19 protein-coding genes and 1 pseudogene are annotated in these 17896 nt (G+C 66.8%); 10 read left to right on the forward strand and 10 right to left on the reverse strand.

Annotated elements, in window-relative coordinates; translation table 11 throughout:
• Positions 1–133: 133 nt before the first annotated feature.
• The 10 genes from C7C56_RS02580 to mpl all read right to left on the reverse strand — a co-directional run bounded on the left by C7C56_RS02580 (position 134) and on the right by mpl (position 9795).
• Complete coding sequence (locus C7C56_RS02580; protein ID WP_229457942.1) at positions 134–796, reverse strand: hypothetical protein; 663 nt, start codon at positions 794–796, stop codon at positions 134–136.
• A 25-nt stretch (positions 797–821) separates the two neighbouring features.
• The gene (gene corA / locus C7C56_RS02590; RefSeq protein WP_106755942.1) at positions 822–1787 is read right to left on the reverse strand and encodes a magnesium/cobalt transporter CorA; all 966 of its coding nucleotides are present in this window, start codon (positions 1785–1787) and stop codon (positions 822–824) included.
• Between the two features lie 108 nt (positions 1788–1895).
• Positions 1896–2318 (reverse strand): hypothetical protein, encoded by a 423-nt coding sequence (locus tag C7C56_RS02595; RefSeq protein ID WP_106755943.1) that lies wholly within the window; start codon positions 2316–2318, stop codon positions 1896–1898.
• On the reverse strand, positions 2315–3049 hold the full coding sequence (gene mtgA / locus C7C56_RS02600; protein WP_106755944.1) for a monofunctional biosynthetic peptidoglycan transglycosylase: 735 nt from the start codon (positions 3047–3049) through the stop codon (positions 2315–2317). Before mtgA ends, C7C56_RS02595 begins: the two co-directional genes overlap by 4 nt.
• A gap of 25 nt (positions 3050–3074) precedes the next feature.
• Positions 3075–3986, reverse strand: coding sequence for a shikimate dehydrogenase (gene aroE / locus C7C56_RS02605; RefSeq protein WP_106755945.1), 912 nt, complete (start codon positions 3984–3986; stop codon positions 3075–3077).
• Positions 3983–4867: a TonB family protein gene (locus C7C56_RS02610; protein ID WP_229457944.1), complete on the reverse strand. Its 885-nt coding sequence runs from the start codon at positions 4865–4867 to the stop codon at positions 3983–3985. Before C7C56_RS02610 ends, aroE begins: the two co-directional genes overlap by 4 nt.
• A gap of 272 nt (positions 4868–5139) precedes the next feature.
• Positions 5140–7200 carry a ribonuclease catalytic domain-containing protein gene (locus tag C7C56_RS02615; protein WP_106755946.1) on the reverse strand — a complete coding sequence of 687 codons (2061 nt, stop codon included), beginning with the start codon at positions 7198–7200 and terminating at the stop codon, positions 5140–5142.
• Positions 7197–7844, reverse strand: coding sequence for a chorismate--pyruvate lyase family protein (locus C7C56_RS02620; RefSeq protein WP_106755947.1), 648 nt, complete (start codon positions 7842–7844; stop codon positions 7197–7199). The genes C7C56_RS02615 and C7C56_RS02620 overlap by 4 nt, the downstream gene beginning before the upstream one ends.
• The gene (locus C7C56_RS02625; RefSeq protein WP_106755948.1) at positions 7841–8419 is read right to left on the reverse strand and encodes a YqiA/YcfP family alpha/beta fold hydrolase; all 579 of its coding nucleotides are present in this window, start codon (positions 8417–8419) and stop codon (positions 7841–7843) included. The genes C7C56_RS02620 and C7C56_RS02625 overlap by 4 nt, the downstream gene beginning before the upstream one ends.
• Complete coding sequence (gene mpl / locus C7C56_RS02630) at positions 8416–9795, reverse strand: UDP-N-acetylmuramate:L-alanyl-gamma-D-glutamyl-meso-diaminopimelate ligase (RefSeq protein WP_106755949.1); 1380 nt, start codon at positions 9793–9795, stop codon at positions 8416–8418. The genes C7C56_RS02625 and mpl overlap by 4 nt, the downstream gene beginning before the upstream one ends.
• A 106-nt stretch (positions 9796–9901) precedes the next feature.
• Here mpl and C7C56_RS02635 point away from each other — a divergent pair, with 106 nt between their 5' ends.
• The 10 genes and pseudogenes from C7C56_RS02635 to C7C56_RS02675 form a co-directional block, all read left to right on the forward strand.
• Complete coding sequence (locus C7C56_RS02635; protein ID WP_106755950.1) at positions 9902–10549, forward strand: hypothetical protein; 648 nt, start codon at positions 9902–9904, stop codon at positions 10547–10549.
• Positions 10546–11121 carry a TlpA family protein disulfide reductase gene (locus tag C7C56_RS02640; protein ID WP_106755951.1) on the forward strand — a complete coding sequence of 192 codons (576 nt, stop codon included), beginning with the start codon at positions 10546–10548 and terminating at the stop codon, positions 11119–11121. The genes C7C56_RS02635 and C7C56_RS02640 overlap by 4 nt, the downstream gene beginning before the upstream one ends.
• 331 nt (positions 11122–11452) lie before the next feature.
• Entirely contained in the window at positions 11453–11884 is a 432-nt protein-coding gene (aroQ, locus tag C7C56_RS02645; RefSeq protein WP_106755959.1) for a type II 3-dehydroquinate dehydratase, read from the forward strand.
• 100 nt (positions 11885–11984) lie between these two features.
• Positions 11985–12452: an acetyl-CoA carboxylase biotin carboxyl carrier protein gene (gene accB / locus C7C56_RS02650; RefSeq protein ID WP_106755952.1), complete on the forward strand. Its 468-nt coding sequence runs from the start codon at positions 11985–11987 to the stop codon at positions 12450–12452.
• A 93-nt stretch (positions 12453–12545) separates the two neighbouring features.
• Entirely contained in the window at positions 12546–13946 is a 1401-nt protein-coding gene (accC, locus tag C7C56_RS02655; protein ID WP_106755953.1) for an acetyl-CoA carboxylase biotin carboxylase subunit, read from the forward strand.
• A complete protein-coding gene (prmA, locus tag C7C56_RS02660; RefSeq protein ID WP_106755954.1) occupies positions 13943–14893 on the forward strand; it encodes a 50S ribosomal protein L11 methyltransferase in 951 nt (316 codons plus the stop codon). Before accC ends, prmA begins: the two co-directional genes overlap by 4 nt.
• Positions 14894–14900: 7 nt before the next feature.
• Positions 14901–15002: pseudogene (locus C7C56_RS30655) on the forward strand (zinc-ribbon domain-containing protein); the annotation flags it as partial.
• A gap of 129 nt (positions 15003–15131) precedes the next feature.
• Entirely contained in the window at positions 15132–16181 is a 1050-nt protein-coding gene (locus C7C56_RS02665; protein ID WP_370660174.1) for a DUF3426 domain-containing protein, read from the forward strand.
• Positions 16182–16229: 48 nt separating this feature from the next.
• On the forward strand, positions 16230–17168 hold the full coding sequence (locus C7C56_RS02670) for a carbohydrate kinase family protein (RefSeq protein WP_106755956.1): 939 nt from the start codon (positions 16230–16232) through the stop codon (positions 17166–17168).
• Between the two features lie 339 nt (positions 17169–17507).
• A partial coding sequence (locus tag C7C56_RS02675; protein WP_219933091.1) for a serine hydrolase domain-containing protein occupies positions 17508–17896 on the forward strand: 389 nt, incomplete at its 3' end.

The raw sequence follows: 17896 nt of genomic DNA on the forward strand, positions 1-17896 counted from the left end.
GGGGTTTCCGTTCAGGCACTATGTAGGCGGTGGTGGCCGCCGGGTTGGCGACGGCTATGGCGGCGTTGGTGGCGGCGTCGGCAGCGGCGTTGGCCTTGGCCTTGGTGATGGTTGCGCGATTAAAGCCGCGCAGTTACTTCGCCGCCGGATCCAGATAAAAGACCGCAACCGCCTCAAGCCGCGGCGTGTCGTTGATGTTCTCGATGCGCACCGCAGCGCAGTCCTCGGCCGCCACGCTGCGCCAGTTCGGCACGCCCGCGTTGGCGAACAAGGCGTTGGCCTTGGATTTTCCCGTCAGGTCGAGCGCGATGCGCGCGTTGCGCGGCCCCGGCCCGTAGTTGACCTCGAGGATCTCAAGCCCGTAGGTCGCCAACCAGCCCTCCCACAAGCCCTTCTCCGTGCCGGCCACGATCCGGTCGAACATCTCCGACAGCTTCAAACCCTTCTTGACCAGCCCGAGCAGCGGCTTGAGCGAGGGCGCGCGGCGCGCATCGATGCTCTTTTTGCCCGCCCCGCACTCGTCGATGGCGCGCAGCTCCTTGCCCAGCGCGGCGTCGCGCTCGGTGTAGTCGCGCATGCGCACCAGCATGTCGGCGTCCAGGAACGGATTCGAGGTGAGCTTGACGCCGTCCTCGTCGCGCTTTTCAGGCGCCGGTTTCGCCTTGGGTTTGGCGGCAGGCTTTGCCGCCGGCTTGGCGCCGGCCTTGGCCGCCGGCTTTGCAACCGGCCTGGCCAGCAGCTGCGCGGCGAGTTCGGACTTGGTGGGCGGCTTGACGGCGGGTTTATTCTTTTGCATTGTTGTTTGTCCTGTGGCAAGCCACTTATTTAAGCCAGCCACGGCGGCGGAAGAACCAGAACGGCGTGATCATGCTGCCGACCATCAGCGCCAGCGCGAACGGGTAGCCGAAGCTCCAGTCGAGCTCCGGGAAGCGCTTGAAGTTCATGCCGTAGATGCTCGCGATCAGCGTCGGCGGCAAAAACGCCACCGAGGCGACCGAGAAGATCTTGATGATCTTGTTCTGGTTGATGTTGATGAAACCGACGGTGGCGTCCATCAGGAAGTTGATCTTGTCGAACAAGAACGAGGTGTGGCCGTCGAGCGATTCGATGTCGCGCAGGATCTGGCGCGCCTCCTCGAACTGCTCGGCGTTGAGCAGGCGCCCGCGCATCAAAAAACTGACCGCGCGCCGCGTGTCCATCATGTTGCGCCGGATCCGCCCGTTCAAATCCTCCTCGTGCGCGATCGCGTTCAGGGTCGCCGCGGCGTCCTGGTCGGTGAATTCCTTTTGCAGCACGCGGCGACTGACTTCTTCGAGATTCTGGTAGATGCCTTCGAGCGCGTCGGCCGAATACTCGGCGTCGGTCGCGTACAGGTCGATCAGCACGTCCATATAGTCGGCGATCGAACCGGGGCGCGAACGCGCGCGCATGCGCACCAGCCGGAACACGGGCAGATCGTCCGTGTGCACCGAGAACAGCATTTTTTTGGCCAGGATGAACGCGACCGTGATCACGCGCGACGGCCCCTCCTCCTCCTCGAGCAAGAAGTCGGTGCGCAGGTGCAGGTCGCCGTTTTCGGCCTCGTAGTAGCGGGCCGACGCCTCGATGTCCTTGACCTCGTCCTCGCCGGGCAGGATCACGCCGTAAATGGCCTTGACCCAGGCGCGCTCGTCGTCGTTCGGGTCGGTCAGGTCGACCCAGACCGGCGCGACGTTCTCAAGGTCCGATCGCGACTCGATCGGCACCTGGTTGAGACGGCCATTTTGCAATACGAATACGTTGATCATGCGCGCTCTCGGCCGGACGATGATGGGGACGCGGACCGGGCCGCGTCAAAACAGCGCAAGTGTACCCTTTAGACATTTGCGCGGCCACCCCGAAACGACGATTTCGCCTCAGCGCAACTGTTTTTCGATCATTTTGTCGACCTCGGGCATCGAGGTCGGCGCCTCGGGCGCGGGCGCGACTGCCTTGGGCGTGACGAAGCCGCGCGTCTCGCTGGTCCGGATCACCTTGCTGGTCCGGTTGTCGGGCTTGCAATCCTCGTTTGAAACGACCGTCCTGCCCTTGATGACGCACTTGCGCAGCAGGCCGTCGTCGCCGTTGGCGGCCCTGCGGCCCTGGTCGAGCAGATCGCCGGCGCGGGCGCCGGCGCTGCCGCTGAGCTTGGCCCAGCCTTCGGCGAAGAAGTTGCGATCGGCCCGCATCGACATCATCGCGCACATGCCCACCCCGGCCACCAGCGCCGAAATCACGGCCACCTGCACCAGGCCCAAACCGGCCTGGCGCCGGCGCGCCCGCATCGGATGGGTCCTCATGGCAGCGCCGCCGAGTTCATGCGGCGCATGATGATGCCGGTGCGCCTGGCCAGGTAACTGGTGTCGCGGTGGCGGTCGTAATAGCGCGGGTTGGGCAGCATCACCGCCAGCCGCGCCGCCTGCGCCACGCTCAGTTTGGCCGCGCTCGCCTTGTAGTAGTGGCGCGCGGCGGCCTCGGCGCCGAACACGCCGCTGCCGAATTCGACCACGTTCAGATAGATCTCGAAGATCCGCTCTTTTTCCATCATCGTTTCGAGCATGTAGGCGATGGCCAGCTCCTGGGCTTTGCGGATGTAACTGCGCGAGCCCGACAAAAACAGGTTCTTCGCCAGTTGCTGGGTGATGGTCGAGGCGCCGCCGACCACCTTGCGTTCTTTGGTGTTTTTTTCGTAGGCCTTTTGCAGGGCCTCCCAGTCGACCCCGGCGTGCTCGGAGAAATTGGCGTCCTCCGAGGCGATCACGGCCCGTTTCAGGTTGTTCGATATGCGCGCGTAGGGCACCCACTGGTGGGCCATGACGGCGTTCGGGTTCTTCGCGCGCAGGACCGCGGCCTGCTCGCGCATGAAACTGGTGCTGGCAGGATTATGGTCGATCCACCAGCACACCTGCAGGAAGAAGTACACCTGCACCAGCAGCACGAGCAGCACGGGGCCCCAGAACAGCCATTTGATCCAGCCGCGCCGGCCCGACGCCCGCGCGCCGCCCTTGCCCCCCTTGTCCGATTTCGCCATGTGCTGTTTCTGGTTATACGGTTGTTTACCGCGGGTCCAGGGCGGCCTGCGCGCGCAGTTGTTCGAGCACCGCGCGGGCGTCGGGGCGCACCCCGCGCCACAGGTAGAACGCTTCGGCGGCCTGCCCCACCAGCATGCCGAGGCCGTCGCGCGCAATGGCGCCATGGCCGGCCGCGAACGCCATGAACGGGGTCGGCTCCCTCCCGTACATCATGTCGAGCGCGAGCGCGCCGGGCTTGAACGCGCCCGCCGGCACGGCCGGCACGGCCGCGGCCAGGCTGGCCGAGGTGGCGTTGATGACAAGGTCGAAGGCGCCGTCGATGGCGTCCATGGCGCAGCCCTGGACCTGCCCGGCGCGGCCGGCGTGCGCGCCGAAGTGGGCCGCCAGCGCGTGCGCGCTCGCGGCGCCGCGGTTGGCGATGACGATCTGGTCCGGGCCCTGGTGCAGCAGCGGCAGCAGCGCCCCGCGCGCGGCGCCGCCGGCGCCGAGCAGCAAGATGCGGCGCCCGGCCAGCGCCAGGCCCGCGTTGTCGACGATGTCGGCCACCAGCCCGGCGCCGTCGGTGTTCTCGCCTTCGATGCCGGCATCGGAAAACAGCAATGTGTTGACCGCGCCGGCCGCGCGCGCCCGCGCCGACAGGCTGTCGGCAAGGTCGGCGGCCTCGAGTTTGAACGGGACCGTCACATTCAGGCCCTTGTAGCCCTGCTCGCGCAGCGCCCGCACGGTGGCGGCGAAGCCGTCGAGCGGGGCCGGGCAGCGCGCGTAGGCGATGCGCTGACCGGTCTGGCGCGCGAACGCGGCGTGGATCTCGGGCGACTTGCTGTGCGCGACCGGATGGCCGATCACGCCATAGTGGTCTACCGCGTCGACCGCGTCGACCGCGCCAACCGCGCCCGCCGGATCAACCGGCCCGGCCGCGCCGCGCCCGGCCGTCACAGCGTCTTCTCGCTGAGGTTCGCCTCGAGCGTCTGGTCGCGCGTGAAATTGAAGCGCGTGACGATCACCCACAGGTCGTCGCGGTCGGTCGAGCGCATATTGCGGGGGAACTGGCCGAACGGCGCCGAGCGGCGCACGATCGCCATGGCCGCCTTGTCGAGCGCCGGATTGCCCGAGCTTTGCTCGATGCGCAGGCCGTCGTCCTTCTCGTACAGGGTGCCGTCCTGGAAAATGGTGATCGTCAAAATCAGCTCGCCATACATCTGGCGCCCGTTCTTCTTCGGGAAATTGAGGGTGCCGATCTCCTCGACCCGCTTTTGCATGTTCTTGTAATAGATCGCATACCCGACCGCCTTGGTGCTCGGCGTGATGTAGGTCTTGCGCGGGCGCTTGTTCTCGTCGCTGATGCGCTGGGCGATCTCGGCCTCGCGGCGCGCGAGCACCTTGCTGCTCTCGATCATGTCGTCGCCAAGCTGGGGGGAATCGGGCTGTTCGCGCTCCGTCACCGGCGCCTTCTGGAACTTCGAATCCTTGAGCCGGGTCAGCAGGTTGTCCTGCACCTGCGCCATTTCGGCAATGCGGCGCTGGGCCGCCTTGATGCTGTCGCCGTCCTCGCTGCGCGCCATGTTAGGCAGGGGCGAGGCGGCGCGGCCGGCGTCGGCGTTGCCGCCGCCGTCAAGGTTGGCCTGGGCCAGCGCATCGGCCTTGATCGGCGCCTTGTCGTGCTTGGCGTTGACGAGGATGACTTCGAGGCCGAGGTCGTTCGGCTTGAGCGTGAAGGCCTCGGGCGCGACGAAACGCACCGCCAGCAACAGCGCATGCGCGAGCACCGATACGGACACTGCGATGATCAGGGGTCGGTTTTCGTTGGAGAGGTTCACGCGGCTTCGGGCTTTGGATCTATTGATTCAGAGAATCACAATTCTACGTCAAGGGCCCGCCCGCGTGGACAGGTTTTTTCGAAAACAACATTCGGGCCGCGCCACTTGCAACTCAGAGGCTGAGAGTTTTTCGGGCGTGCACGAGCAGCCCGCCAGAAAGCGGCAGATCGAGGCGCAAAGCACAGCCATAGGGGGCTATGGCGAGCATTTGCAACGACGAACTGGCGCTTTCTGGCGTGCTGAGCGGGCATGATCGAAAGACTCTCAGCCTCTCAGCCAACCTCGGGCTGCGCCACCACCACCGCGCCCTCGGCCTGCTCGGCCACGTCGGCGGCCGTGTCACCCTCGACCGCCGGCGCCGCCGCCTCGGCTGCCGGCTCCTCCTCATAATCCATCTCGGCCTCCCCGGCCGCCGCCCCGGCCGCCACCACCTCGAGCAGGCGCGCCTCGATGGTCAGATCGACCTCGTCCCAACGCAAAATGTCGAGCCTGACCTGGGCCCCGCGCGCCACCGCCGGCATGCCCGGCAGGCGCACGATCAGCGGGATGTCGTTCAAGCGCAGCACCTCGTCCTTGAGCACGACCGCGTCGACCTGGCGCACGGCCTGCTGGCCGAGCCAGCGCAGGCACCAGTAGCGCTCCATGTTCTGCTGATGCTCGTTGTAGGCGGCGTAGGCGGCGTCGAACGCCGACACGATCGCGAACAGGTTGGCGTCGCGCGGCTTGAACGGCGCCACCAGCGGCGCCGTCACGCCGTGCTCGGCGCAGGCCAGGATCTGCCACTGGTTGACCAAATCGGTGTAGCGGCGCAGCGGCGAGGTGCTCCAGGCGTACTGGTCCACGCCCAGGCCCTGGTGCGGCGCCGCGTGCGTGACCATGCGCACCTGCATCTTGGCGGCCCAGCCGGCGCCGCTGCCGGCCCCTTGCGAACGGTAGATGCCGGGCACGCCCGAGTCATGCATGAGCTTGCCCCAGGTGCTGTTGGCGAAGATCATCAACTCGGCGACGATCTTGTCGAGCGGCGCGCCGCGCTTGCGGCGCTGCACCGTCACCACGTCGTCGTCGACGTAAAAATTGAAGTCCATGCGGTTGTTCTGCTCGGGCTTGAGGCCGAATTCCTCGCGCCGCCTCATGCGCCCGGCCTCGAGCTGCAGCGCCCACTGCCACAGCTGCGCCATCTCGGCCTTGTGCGGGTACTCGCCCTCGCCACTGGCCAGGGTTTCCTCGTTGACCAGCGCGTCGAGGTCGTTGTGGCGCAGGTTGGCCGCGATCGGCACCATCTCGGCGCGCGTGGTGGTCGACACCAGCCGCCAGGCCAGCGGCTCGCTCGTGTCGAGCGTGGCGTACAGCGACAGCGCCGGGCAGGTGCTGCCCCCGGCCAGCGTGAACGCGGCCACGACCTCGTCGGGCAGCATCGTGATTTTGTCGCCCGGCATGTACACGGTCGACATGCGCGCGCGCGCCAGCTTGTCGATGGCGTCATCGGGGCGGATGGCCAGGCCCGGCGCGGCGATGTGGATGCCGATGCGCAGCAAGCCGTCCGGCAGCGTGACGACCGAGAACGCGTCGTCGATCTCGGTGGTGGTGACGTCGTCGATCGAGAACGCGGCCACCTCGGCCAGCGGCAGGCCGCCCGGGGTCGGCGGCGCGGCCACGCCGGCAAAGCCCGCGCCGCGCGGGAAGTTCTCGAACAAAAAGCGCGCCATGTGCAGCTCTTTGGGCGATGCCACGCCGCCGGTGGCGAGCATCAGCCGCGGCGCCGTCGTGTGAAGCTCGTTGCAGGCGGCCTCGAGCGCCTTGAATTCGACCGAGTTCTTGTCGGGCCGGAACAACAACTGCAGCACCAGCGGCTGCAGCGCGGCCGGCAGCTGGTTCGCCTTGAGCTGCTCGACATAGCCGGCCTGCACCAGCGCCTGCTGCTTTTTCTTTTCAATGCCGGCCTGCGCGGCGCGCAGCGAGGCCTCGGGCGCGGCCTTGTAGCGCCCGCGTCCCTTCTTATAGAAGAAGATCGGGGCCCCGTGCAGCGCCAATATCAACCCGGCCGACTCGAACGCGAGCGGGGTGTGGCCGAAGTACTCGGCGCCGAGCTCGGCGAAACCGAACTCGTCCTGGCCCGCGACCTCCCACAGGAAGTCGAGGTCGACCTCGAGCGCGGTGGCCTTGGCCTGCTCGAGAAGCTCGGCCGGGGCCGGATTCTCGTACTGCAGCAGCACGTCCTTGACCTTGACCTTGGTGCGCTTGCCGCTTGGCATTTCAACATGGTAGGCCTCGCCCGCCTGCGACAGCACTGCGCCGACCTTGAAGTCGCCCGATTCTTCGAAAAAGAGATTCATAATGTCATTTCATTCTTGTTGGTGGTGGCCGCGACGAGCCCGAGCACCGGCGGCAAAAACACCTCGGTGACGAGCAGCGCGCCCTGATGGCGGCGGTACAGGCAGCGCCGCGCATAGTAAATGGTCTGGTGCGTGGCGTGGTGCGCCATCGCGTCGTGCAGTATGGCGTCCTGCAAGCCGGCGTCGTGGGGATCGCCGCCGAGCGCGACGAAGGCGCGCCGCATCAGCGGGTGGCCGGCGCGGATGCGCGCGAATTCGAGCGCGCCGCGCCGCACCTGCGGGTCCTTGAACAAGGTGCTGCCGAGGGAGCGCTCGCCGAGCGCCGAAAACAGCGGCCAGTCCGAGGCGCTCGCCGACAGCGGCACCACGGTGTGGGCGAACACCACCGGCCGGCCGTCGCAGCGCAGCAGCACTTCGCGCTCCCACGCCTGGCCCGGGCGCGCCAGCCCGATGCGGCGCGCCTCGTCGGGCAGGCACATGGCGCGGTGCTGGTGCAGGCGCTGGACCCGGAAGGCGCCGCTGTGGGCGCTCAGGCGCGCCGTCAGCGAACCGCCCTCGGTCAGCCATTCGCGCATCGCGGCGGGCGCGTTGACGGCGTTGACGTGGCGGTGCCACAGCGCCTGGCGCAGCGAGGCCGCCCTCACCGCCGCGCGTCCGGCAGGCAAAAGGCGAGCACCTCGTCGACCAGTTCGGGGTAGTTCGACAGCGCGTGGTCGCCGCCGTCGACCACGTGCCGGCGCGCGCCCGCGTAGTGGAGCAGCATGTCGCGGTGGTCGAGCACCTCGTCGCCGGTCGCGGCGATCAAAAAATAGCGCTCCGGGCGCGTGATCGCGCTCACCGCCAGTTCGCCCAGTTCGTCGATGTATTCGCGCTTGAACTCGAACGGCGCGTCGCTGTGGAAGGCCGTGCCCACGCCCACGTGCGCGTCGAGGTCGCGCAGCGGCGTGACCGCCGGATTGAGCAGCACGGCGCGGCAGCCGAGCCGTTCGGCCAGCCAGGCCGCGTAATAGCCGCCCAGCGACGAGCCGACCACGGCCAGGCGCGCCGGGTCGGCCCCGGCCACCAGGTCGAGCGCGAGCGCCATCGCCGCCTTGGGCGAGGCCGGCAGTTGCGGGCAGACCAGTTCGGCTTCGAGCCCGCGCGCGGCCATCGCCCGCGCCGTAAGGCGCGCCTTGGCCGACAGCGGCGACGAGCGGAAGCCGTGCAAATACAAAATCATGGGGCCAGCGCGCCAAGCAGCTTCTGGTGCACGCCGCCAAAGCCGCCGTTGCTCATGACGAGGATATGGTCGCCGGGGCGGGCCGCGTCGACGATCGCCTGCACCAAAAAGTCGAGCTGGTCGAAGCTGTGGGCGATCTTGCCCATCGGCGCGAGCGCGTCCGACAGGCTCCAGCCGAGCACCTGCTGGCTGCCGAAGCCGAACACCAGGTCGGCGTCGCGCAGGCTGCCGGGCAGCGCGTCCTTCATCGCGCCGAGCTTCATGGTGTTCGAGCGCGGCTCGAGCACGGCCAGGATGCGCCCGCCCGTGGCGCTGCCCGTCCCCAACTTCTGGCGCAGGCCGCCGACCGTGGTCGCGATCGCGGTCGGATGGTGCGCGAAGTCGTCGTAGACGGTGATGCCGTTGACCACGCCGCGCACCTCCATGCGCCGCTTGACGTTCTCGAAGCGGGCCAGCGCCGCGCAGGCCTGGCCCACCACCACGCCGACGCTACGCGCGGCGGCGATCGCGGCGAGCGCGTTGTTGCGGTTGTGCTTGCCGGTCAGGCCCCAGGCCACCGTGCCCATGACCGCGCCGTCAAGCAGGACGTCGAAGTTGCCGTCGGGATGCTCGCGCATGGTCCAGTCGACCCCGGCGCTGGCGCCGAAGGTCTCCTTTTCGCTCCAGCAGCCGCGCTTGATCACGCGCGCGAGCGAGGCCTCGTCGCCGTTGACGATCAGGCGCCCGACGCCGGGCACTGTGCGCACCAGGTGGTGGAACTGGGTTTCGATGGCGCCGATGTCGGGAAAGATGTCGGCGTGGTCGTACTCGAGGTTGTTGAGCACGGCCGTCTTGGCGTGGTAATGGACGAACTTGCTGCGCTTGTCGAAGAAGGCCGTGTCGTACTCGTCGGCCTCGATGACGAAGAAGTCGGACTGCTTGGCGCCGGACAGGCGCGCCGAGATGCCGAAGTTCATCGGCACGCCGCCGATCAGGAAGCCCGGCGCGTAGCCGGCGTCCTCGAGGATCCAGGCCAGCATCGCCGAGGTGGTCGTCTTGCCGTGCGTGCCGGCCACGGCCAGCACCCACTTGTTGCGCAGGATGTGCTCGCCGATCCATTGCGGGCCCGACATATAAGGCAGGGCCCGGTTGAGGATCTCCTCGATCAGAGGGTTGCCGCGCGAAACGACGTTGCCGATCACGTAGAGGTCGGGTTCGAGCGCGATCTGCTCGGGGCCGAAACCCTGGATCAGTTCGATGCCCTGGGCCTCGAGCTGGGTGCTCATGGGCGGGTAGACGTTGGCGTCGCAGCCGGTGACCTTGTGGCCCGCCTCTTTGGCGAGCACGGCGAGGCCGCCCATGAAGGTGCCGCAGATGCCGAGTATATGAATATGCATGGTGTGGGGGCCGCGCCGGGACGAGCCGGGCACCGCTAATAAAATGGCGAATATGCGATTTTACCCGACCCCATGGCATTTTCCGTTCCAGAGTATCATCTCGCTCATGATGCCAAGCCCGAACGACGATCCCCATCTGCTGCGCGCCCAGATCGCCGCCGCCGCCGCCAGGCTGGTCGCGCGCGACGGCGCCGACTTCGGCAGCGCCAAGCGCAAGGCGGCGCGCCAGGTGCTCGGCGCCGCGCCCCCGAACGCCGACCTGCTGCCCGACAACGCCGAGATCGAAGATGCGTTGCGTCAATACCAAGCCCTGTTCCAGGGCGACACCCAGCCGGCCCGCCTGCTGCAACTACGCACCGTCGCGCTCGAGGTGATGGAGGCGCTGGCCGAATTCTCGCCCCACCTGACCGGGGCGGTGCTGGGCGGCACCGCCGGCGCGCACGACGATATCCACCTGCAGTTGTTCGCCGACAGCGCCAAGGAGGTCGAGATTTTCCTGCTCAACCGCCAGGTCGTGATCGACATCTCGGAGACCCCGCACTTCAAGGGGCGCGGCCATCCGGACGTCGAGACGGTGAGCTTTTTGTGGCGCAAGGAGGGCGTGCGCGCCGAACTGTACGAACTGGGCGACCTGCGCGGCGCGCGCAGGCTGCGCGCCGACGGCCGCCCCGCGCGCGCCGACGCCGCCGCCGTGCGCGCGCTGCTGGCCGAACCAACAAGCAACTCCCCCGACGATTCAACGGAACGCAAATGAATAAAAAATACGTGCTCTACACCCTGGTCAGCCTGATCTTCATCGGCGTCGGCATCTACGCCGGCAACCGCAACCGCCCGGCCGAGGCGCCGATGGACCATGTTGCCGCCGGCCATGCACCGGCCGCCGCGGCCCCGGCCGCCGCGCCCAAGACACCGGTCGAGACGCTGTTCTCCAAGTCGATGGACGATCCGGCCGGCAAATCGCAAGCGCTGGCGCAATGGAAGGGCAAGACCTTGATCGTCAACTTCTGGGCGCCTTGGTGCGCGCCGTGCGTCGAGGAGATGCCCGAGCTGGCCGCGCTGGGCGCCGAACACGCCGCCAAGGGGGTGCAGGTGATCGGCATCGGCATCGACTCGTCCGCCAACATCAAGCGCTTCGCCGACAAGCTCAAGCTCGACTTTCCGCTGTACGTGGCCGGCCTGGAGGGCACCGACCTCTCGCGCGCCTTCGGCAACACCGCCGGCGGGCTGCCCTACACCGTGCTCATCGGGGCGGACGGGGAAGTCAAAAAAACCTATCTTGGGCGCATCAAGTTCGACCAGCTGAAGGCGGACCTGGCAGCGCTTTGAACTTTACAGAGCTTGAACTTAACAGAGATTGAACTTTGCAGAGCTTGCGGCCGGCAAGACGCCTGGGCCGCGTCAAAAATCGCAACGCGGAAACCTCAATTTCAAAAACCAACATCGTCCTCGCGGAGGCGGGGACCCATAGAACGTTGACGATCCATGATAGGGGCAGGGAAGGCTCCGCCTCCGCGAGGACGATGTGGTGGGCGGCCCAAGACGTCCGGCCACGTTGGCAAGGCAGAAACATGTATTAACGGCGTAATTTTTTTCCGCTTGCCAATGCACGCAGTTGGCGGCAAAATGCGTGACTTTCGCGGAAACGGTCTTCCATTACATGGCAAAAACGCTTTTATTGCTCAACGGTCCAAACCTCAATCTGCTGGGGTCGCGCGAGCCCGGAGTGTATGGCCGCGGCACCCTCGCCGACATTGAAAACGCCGCGGTGGCGCAAGCCGCGGCGGCCGGGGCGACCTTGACTTGCTTTCAGAGCAACCATGAGGGAGCCCTGATCGACCGCATCCACGCCGCCAGGACCGAGGGCGTCGACGCGATCGTCATCAATCCGGGCGGACTCACCCATACCAGCGTCGCCTTGCGCGACGCATTGGCGGCGGTGGCGATCCCTTTCGTCGAGGTGCACATCTCCAATGTGCACCAGCGCGAGGCGTTTCGCCACCATTCCTTCCTGTCGGGCATCGCCGTGGGGACGATATGCGGGCTCGGCACCGATGGGTATCGCTTTGCCATCGACTTTGCGCTTAAATAGCGTTAATCTACGCTATCTTCAAGCATTTTTTGCGGTTTCGCTCACACCATGAGCGTGTTGCCAACTCTTAAAACATAGAATAAATTCCAAGGGGTTTCACATGGATCTACGAAAACTCAAGACGCTGATTGACCTCGTCGCCGAATCAGATATTGCCGAACTCGAAGTGACCGAAGGCGAAAGCAAAGTGCGCATCGTCAAATCGTCCGCCATGCCGCAAAACCAGGTCATGATGATGCATCCGCAAGGCATGCCGCAGCACTACGCCGCCCCGGCCGCCGCGCCGGCGCCAGGCCCGGCCGCCGCCCCCGTCGCGGTCGCCGTCGAGCCCACCGGCCACGTGGTCAAGTCGCCCATGGTCGGCACCTTCTACCGCTCGTCCTCGCCGGGTTCGCCCGCGTTCGTCGAGGTCGGCACCACCATCAAGGAAGGCGACACCGTCTGCATCATCGAGGCGATGAAACTGCTCAACGAAATCGACTCCGACGTCTCCGGCGTCGTCACCAAGATCCTGGTCGAAAACGGCCAGCCGGTCGAATTCGGCCAACCCCTGTTCGTGATCGGCTAAGCAGCCCTTCAAGCCATCGCGGCCCGCGGGCCGCGCGGCGCTTGCAACGCGTATGTTGTTCCCCCGTCACTTACAGAAACAACCGAACCTACCATGTTTGAAAAAATCCTCATCGCCAACCGTGGTGAAATCGCGCTACGGATCCAGCGCGCCTGCCGCGAAATGGGCATCAAGACGGTCGTCGTGCACTCCGAAGCCGACAAAGACGCCAAGTATGTGAAGCTGGCCGACGAATCGGTCTGCATCGGCCCGGCGGCGTCCTCGCTGAGTTACCTGAACATGCCCGCGATCATCAGCGCGGCCGAGGTGACCGACGCCGAGGCGATCCATCCCGGCTACGGCTTCCTGTCCGAGAACGCCGACTTCGCCGAACGGGTCGAAAAATCGGGCTTCGTGTTCATCGGCCCGCGCTCCGAATCGATCCGCCTGATGGGTGACAAGGTGTCGGCCAAGCAAGCCATGATCCGCACCGGCGTGCCCTGCGTGCCCGGCTCCGAGGGCGCGCTCCCGGACGACCCGAAGGAAATCATTCAAACCGCGCGCAAGGTCGGCTATCCGGTCATCATCAAGGCGGCCGGCGGCGGCGGCGGACGCGGCATGCGCGTGGTGCACACCGAGGCGGCGCTGCTCAACGCGGTCGCGATGACCAAGACCGAGGCCGGCGCGGCCTTCGGCAACCCCGAAGTCTATATGGAGAAGTACCTGGAGAATCCGCGCCACGTGGAGATCCAGATCCTCGCCGACGAACACAAGAACGCGGTCTGGCTGGGCGAGCGCGACTGCTCGATGCAGCGCCGCCACCAGAAGGTCATCGAGGAGGCGCCGGCGCCGGGCATCCCGCGCAAGCTCATCGAGAAAATCGGCGACCGCTGCGCCGAGGCGTGCCGCAAGATCGGCTACCGCGGCGCGGGCACCTTCGAATTCCTGTACGAAAACGGCGAGTTCTATTTCATCGAGATGAACACGCGCGTGCAGGTCGAGCATCCGGTCACCGAGATGATCACCGGCATCGACATCGTGCAGGAGCAGATCCGCATCGCCGCCGGCGAGAAACTGCGTTTCCGCCAGCGCGACATCATGCTCTCGGGCCACGCCGTCGAGTGCCGCATCAACGCCGAGGACCCGTTCAAGTTCACGCCCTCCCCGGGCCGCATCGTCACCTGGCACACCCCGGGCGGCCCCGGCATCCGCGTCGATTCGCACGCCTACGCGGGCTACTACGTGCCACCGCACTACGATTCGATGATCGGCAAGGTCATCGCCTACGGCGCCACGCGCGAGCAGGCGATCCGCCGCATGCAGATCGCGTTGTCGGAAATGGTGGTCGAGGGTATCCTCACCAACATCCCGCTGCACCGCGAGCTGATGATCGACGCCCGCTTCATCGAGGGCGGCACCAACATCCACTACCTCGAGCAGAAGCTGGCCGACAAGCCGGACCTGCCCAAGGCCGGTGCCCTTGGCAGCAAATCCGAAATCAAGGCCGTCGCATGAGTTGGACCGAAGTCGTCATCGAAATCGCGCGCGCCAACGCCGAGGCCCTGTCCGACGCGCTGATGGAGTCCGGCGCGCTGTCGGTCTCGGTCGAGGACGCCGACGAGGGCACCGAGCAGGAGCAACCCCTGTTCGGCGAGCCGGGCATGGAGCCGGCCGAGGCCGCGTGGGAACACAGCCGCGTGGTCGCGCTGACCGATGTCGACGCCGACCAGGCCCAGATCGTGGCCGATGCCGCGGCCGCCATCGGGCTGGCGCAGGCGCCCGCCTTCACCACCCGTGCGGTGGCCGACGAGGACTGGGTCCGCCTCACGCAATCGCAATTCGCACCCATTCATATCGGCAAGAACATCTGGGTCGTGCCGAGCTGGCACGAGGCGCCCGACCCGGACGGCCTGATCCTCGAGCTCGACCCGGGCCTCGCCTTTGGCACGGGCAGCCATCCGACCACGCGCCTATGCATGGAGTGGCTCGAAGCCCATCCGGCGCCGGGCAAGACCGTGCTCGACTATGGTTGCGGCTCGGGCATCCTGGCGATGGTGGCCAAAAAAATGGGCGCGGGCGACGTCGCCGGCGTCGACATCGACCCGCAGGCGATCGAATCGGCGCGGCTCAACGCCGAACGCAATAATTGCGAGATCGACTTTTATCTGCCCGACAGTTTCGCCGTGTCGGCCAAGCCGCAACACGCGACGGGGCGCTTCGACATCGTCGTCGCCAACATTTTGTCGAGCCCGCTCAAGCTGATGGCGCCGATGCTGGCCGGCCGCGTGGCGCCCGGTGGCGCGTTGATCCTCTCGGGCGTGCTCGCGCGCCAGGCCGAGGAGGTCGCGGCGGCCTACGCCCCATTCATCAAACTTGGCGTGTGGGCCGAGCAGGACGGCTGGGTCGCGCTGCACGGCAGGCTCGGCGCCGACAGCCCACCGCCGGCCCGAACAGGCGCATAATCTCCGCATGGCGCTCATCACACAATGCCCCCGCTGCAACACCTCCTTCAGGGTCGCCGCCGACCAGCTGAAGTTACGTGGGGGCATAGTGCGCTGCGGCGCCTGCAACGAGGTTTTCGACGGCAATGCGGCGCTGCAGCGGCATCCGGAGAAGGCGGCCTTGTCCGCCGCGCCCGTCGCACCGGCGCCTCTTGCACCGGCGCCTGTCGCACCGGCGCCTGTCGCACCCTCCCCTCGATTGGCCGAAGATATCGCGCCGCCATCGCCGGCGCCCGAGGCGTGCGGGCCGGAGCTGTTCTTACCGGAATTTATCAGCGAACCGGCGGTGGAGGCGGTGGCGATGCCCGCGCTTGCGCCCGAGTCGGAGCCTGAACCCGAGCCGGCGCCAACGCCCGAAGCCGAAGAGCCGCAACTTTTGCTGACCGCGCCGGAATTGGCGCTGCTGCTTTCCGGCCCCGAGCCGACGCCGCTGCTCGCCGCCCCCGTCGCACCGTACGAGGACGACACCCACTTTCCGCTCGACCCCGACGAAGCAGACCGCACCTTCGTGCCGCTGGCCGATGCCGTGGTCGCAGAACCCGATGCCGAGCATGCGCACCTGACGCCGGTGCAACGCGCGGCGGCGCGGCGCAAGGCGCTGGCCCAAAAACGCGCCGAAGGGCTTGCCGCGGCCGCCGTCGATGCGCCCGAGGAAACAATCGAGGCCGCGAGCGATGAGGCGCACGCGGGCGAACCAGACCTCGGCGTCGCCTCCGACGACAGCGACGACGAACCCGACTTTGTCCGCCGCGCCCGCGTGCACGAACGGGCCGCGCGCCGGCGCCGCATCCTGATGGCGGTCGGCTCCGTGATCCTGCTGCTGGCGCTGCTCTGGCAAGCCCTGACCACTTTCCGCGACGTGCTCGCGGCGCGCTTTCCGCAGCTTAGGCCGGCGATCGAGGCCAGCTGCACGCTGCTGCATTGCCGCATCGAGCTGCCGATGCAGATCGACGAGCTCAGCGTCGAGACGGGCGAACTGCAAACGCTGAACCCGACCACGCTCGCCTACGTGACCTTGTTGCGCAACAACGGCGCGATCGTCCAGGCCTGGCCGCACCTCGAACTGACCCTGACCGACGCCAACGACCGGCCACTGCTGCGCCGCGTGCTGGCGCCGGCCGAATACCTGCCCGCCGGCGCGCCGGCAGCGCGCGGCTTCGCGCCCGCGTCGGAGCAGCCGGTCAAACTGTATTTCACGCTGGACCAGATCAAGGCCTCCGGCTACCGGATCGCGATCTTCTATCCCTAGCCCCCCCGCCGCCGCATCGGCGGCCAACCCGCTCCTAAAAGACTCCAAATGACCAAGACCACCCTGATCTGCGGCTCGCTCGCCTTCGACAAAATCATGCAGTTCGACGGCCGCTTTTCGGAGTCGCTGCTGGCGGACCAGCTTCACAAGATCAACGTTTCGTTCCTGGTCCCGACGCTGCGCACGGAGTACGGCGGCTGCGCCGCCAACATCGCCTACAACCTGAACATGCTCGGCGGCGATCCGCTGATCATGGCCACCATCGGCCAGGACGGCGGCGAGTACCTCGAGCGCTTCGCGCAGCTCGGCATCAGCACCCGCGCCATCCGCACCATCGGCCACGCCTACACGGCGCAGTGCTTCGTAACGGCCGACCTCGACAACAATCAGATCAACGCCTTCCATCCGGGCGCGATGCAGTTCGCGCACGAGAACAACGTGGCCGACGCCGGCGCGGTGCGGGTGGCCATCATCGCCCCGGACGGCAGCGACGGCATGCTCAAGCACGCGCGCGATTGCGCCGCGCTGGGGGTGCCGTTCATGTTCGACCCGGGCCAGCAGCTGGGCCGGTTCAGCGGCGCCGAACTGATCGAGTTCATCAACCAGGCCAGCTACGTGGCGGCCAACGACTACGAATGCGAGATGCTGATGGACCGCACCGGACTGACGCTGCCCCAGATCGCGGAGCGGCTCGAGGCGTTGATCGTCACGCGCGGCGAAAAGGGTTCGGACATCTACGCGGGCGGCGAGCGCTTCGAGATTGCCTGCGTGCAGGCCACCGCCGTGGTCGACCCGACCGGCTGCGGCGACGCCTTCCGCGCCGGCCTGCTGTACGGGATCACCAACGACTTCGACTGGCCGACCACGGGCCGCCTGGCCAGCCTGATGGGCGCGATCAAGATCGCCCACCAGGGCGGTCAGAACCACGTGGTCAGCGCCGCCCAGATCGCGCAGCAGTTCGAAGCGGCGTTCGGCTACCGTTACTGATTGATCGCGGCAGCTTCGGCGGCCCCGGAAGTCGTGTCGTAGAACATCAATACCCGAAACCCACATCGTCCCGATGTCGGTTTGTGCCCCCCTCGATCGGCGACCGCCGGCTGCGATTCGCGCCGCCACGGCACCGTCTCGTCGCATTCCCTGCCGCGCCCGACCGCAAGCGCGCATGATACGCCGCATCGAAAACACGCCGCTCCCATCATGCCGCAACAGAGATTGATCAGACTTTCGACGCGGTGCGCCCGCGCCAGTGAATTGGTGCTGGGCGCATGCCTGCTCGGCTTGGCGTGTGGACCCGCCCTTGCACAAAGGGCGGCACCGCCGCCCGCGATGACGACACAAGATCTAAGCGCACTCTTTGACGCACAGGTCCCCCGCGAGATGAAGAAGGCCGGTGTTGCCGGCAGCGCGATCGTGGTTGTCAAAGATGGCCGGGTGTTGTTGGCGCGCGGGTACGGCTATGCGGACGTCGAACATAGAACACCCGTATCGCCTAGCAACACGCTGTTTCGTATTGCATCGATATCGAAGGTCGTCACTTATACGACTGTGATGCAACTCGTGCAGCAGGGCCGGATCGATCTTGGCGCCGACGTCGCGCGCTATCTGGATTTTCCAATTCCCGCAACGTTCGCCGAACCAATCACGATGCGCAATCTCATGTCGCATACGGCCGGTTTCGAGGAGACGGTGCAAGGACGGTGGGTCAAGTCCCAGGG

Origin of the sequence: Massilia glaciei (assembly GCF_003011895.2) — a bacterium.
GTDB lineage: Bacteria > Pseudomonadota > Gammaproteobacteria > Burkholderiales > Burkholderiaceae_D > Telluria_A > Telluria_A glaciei.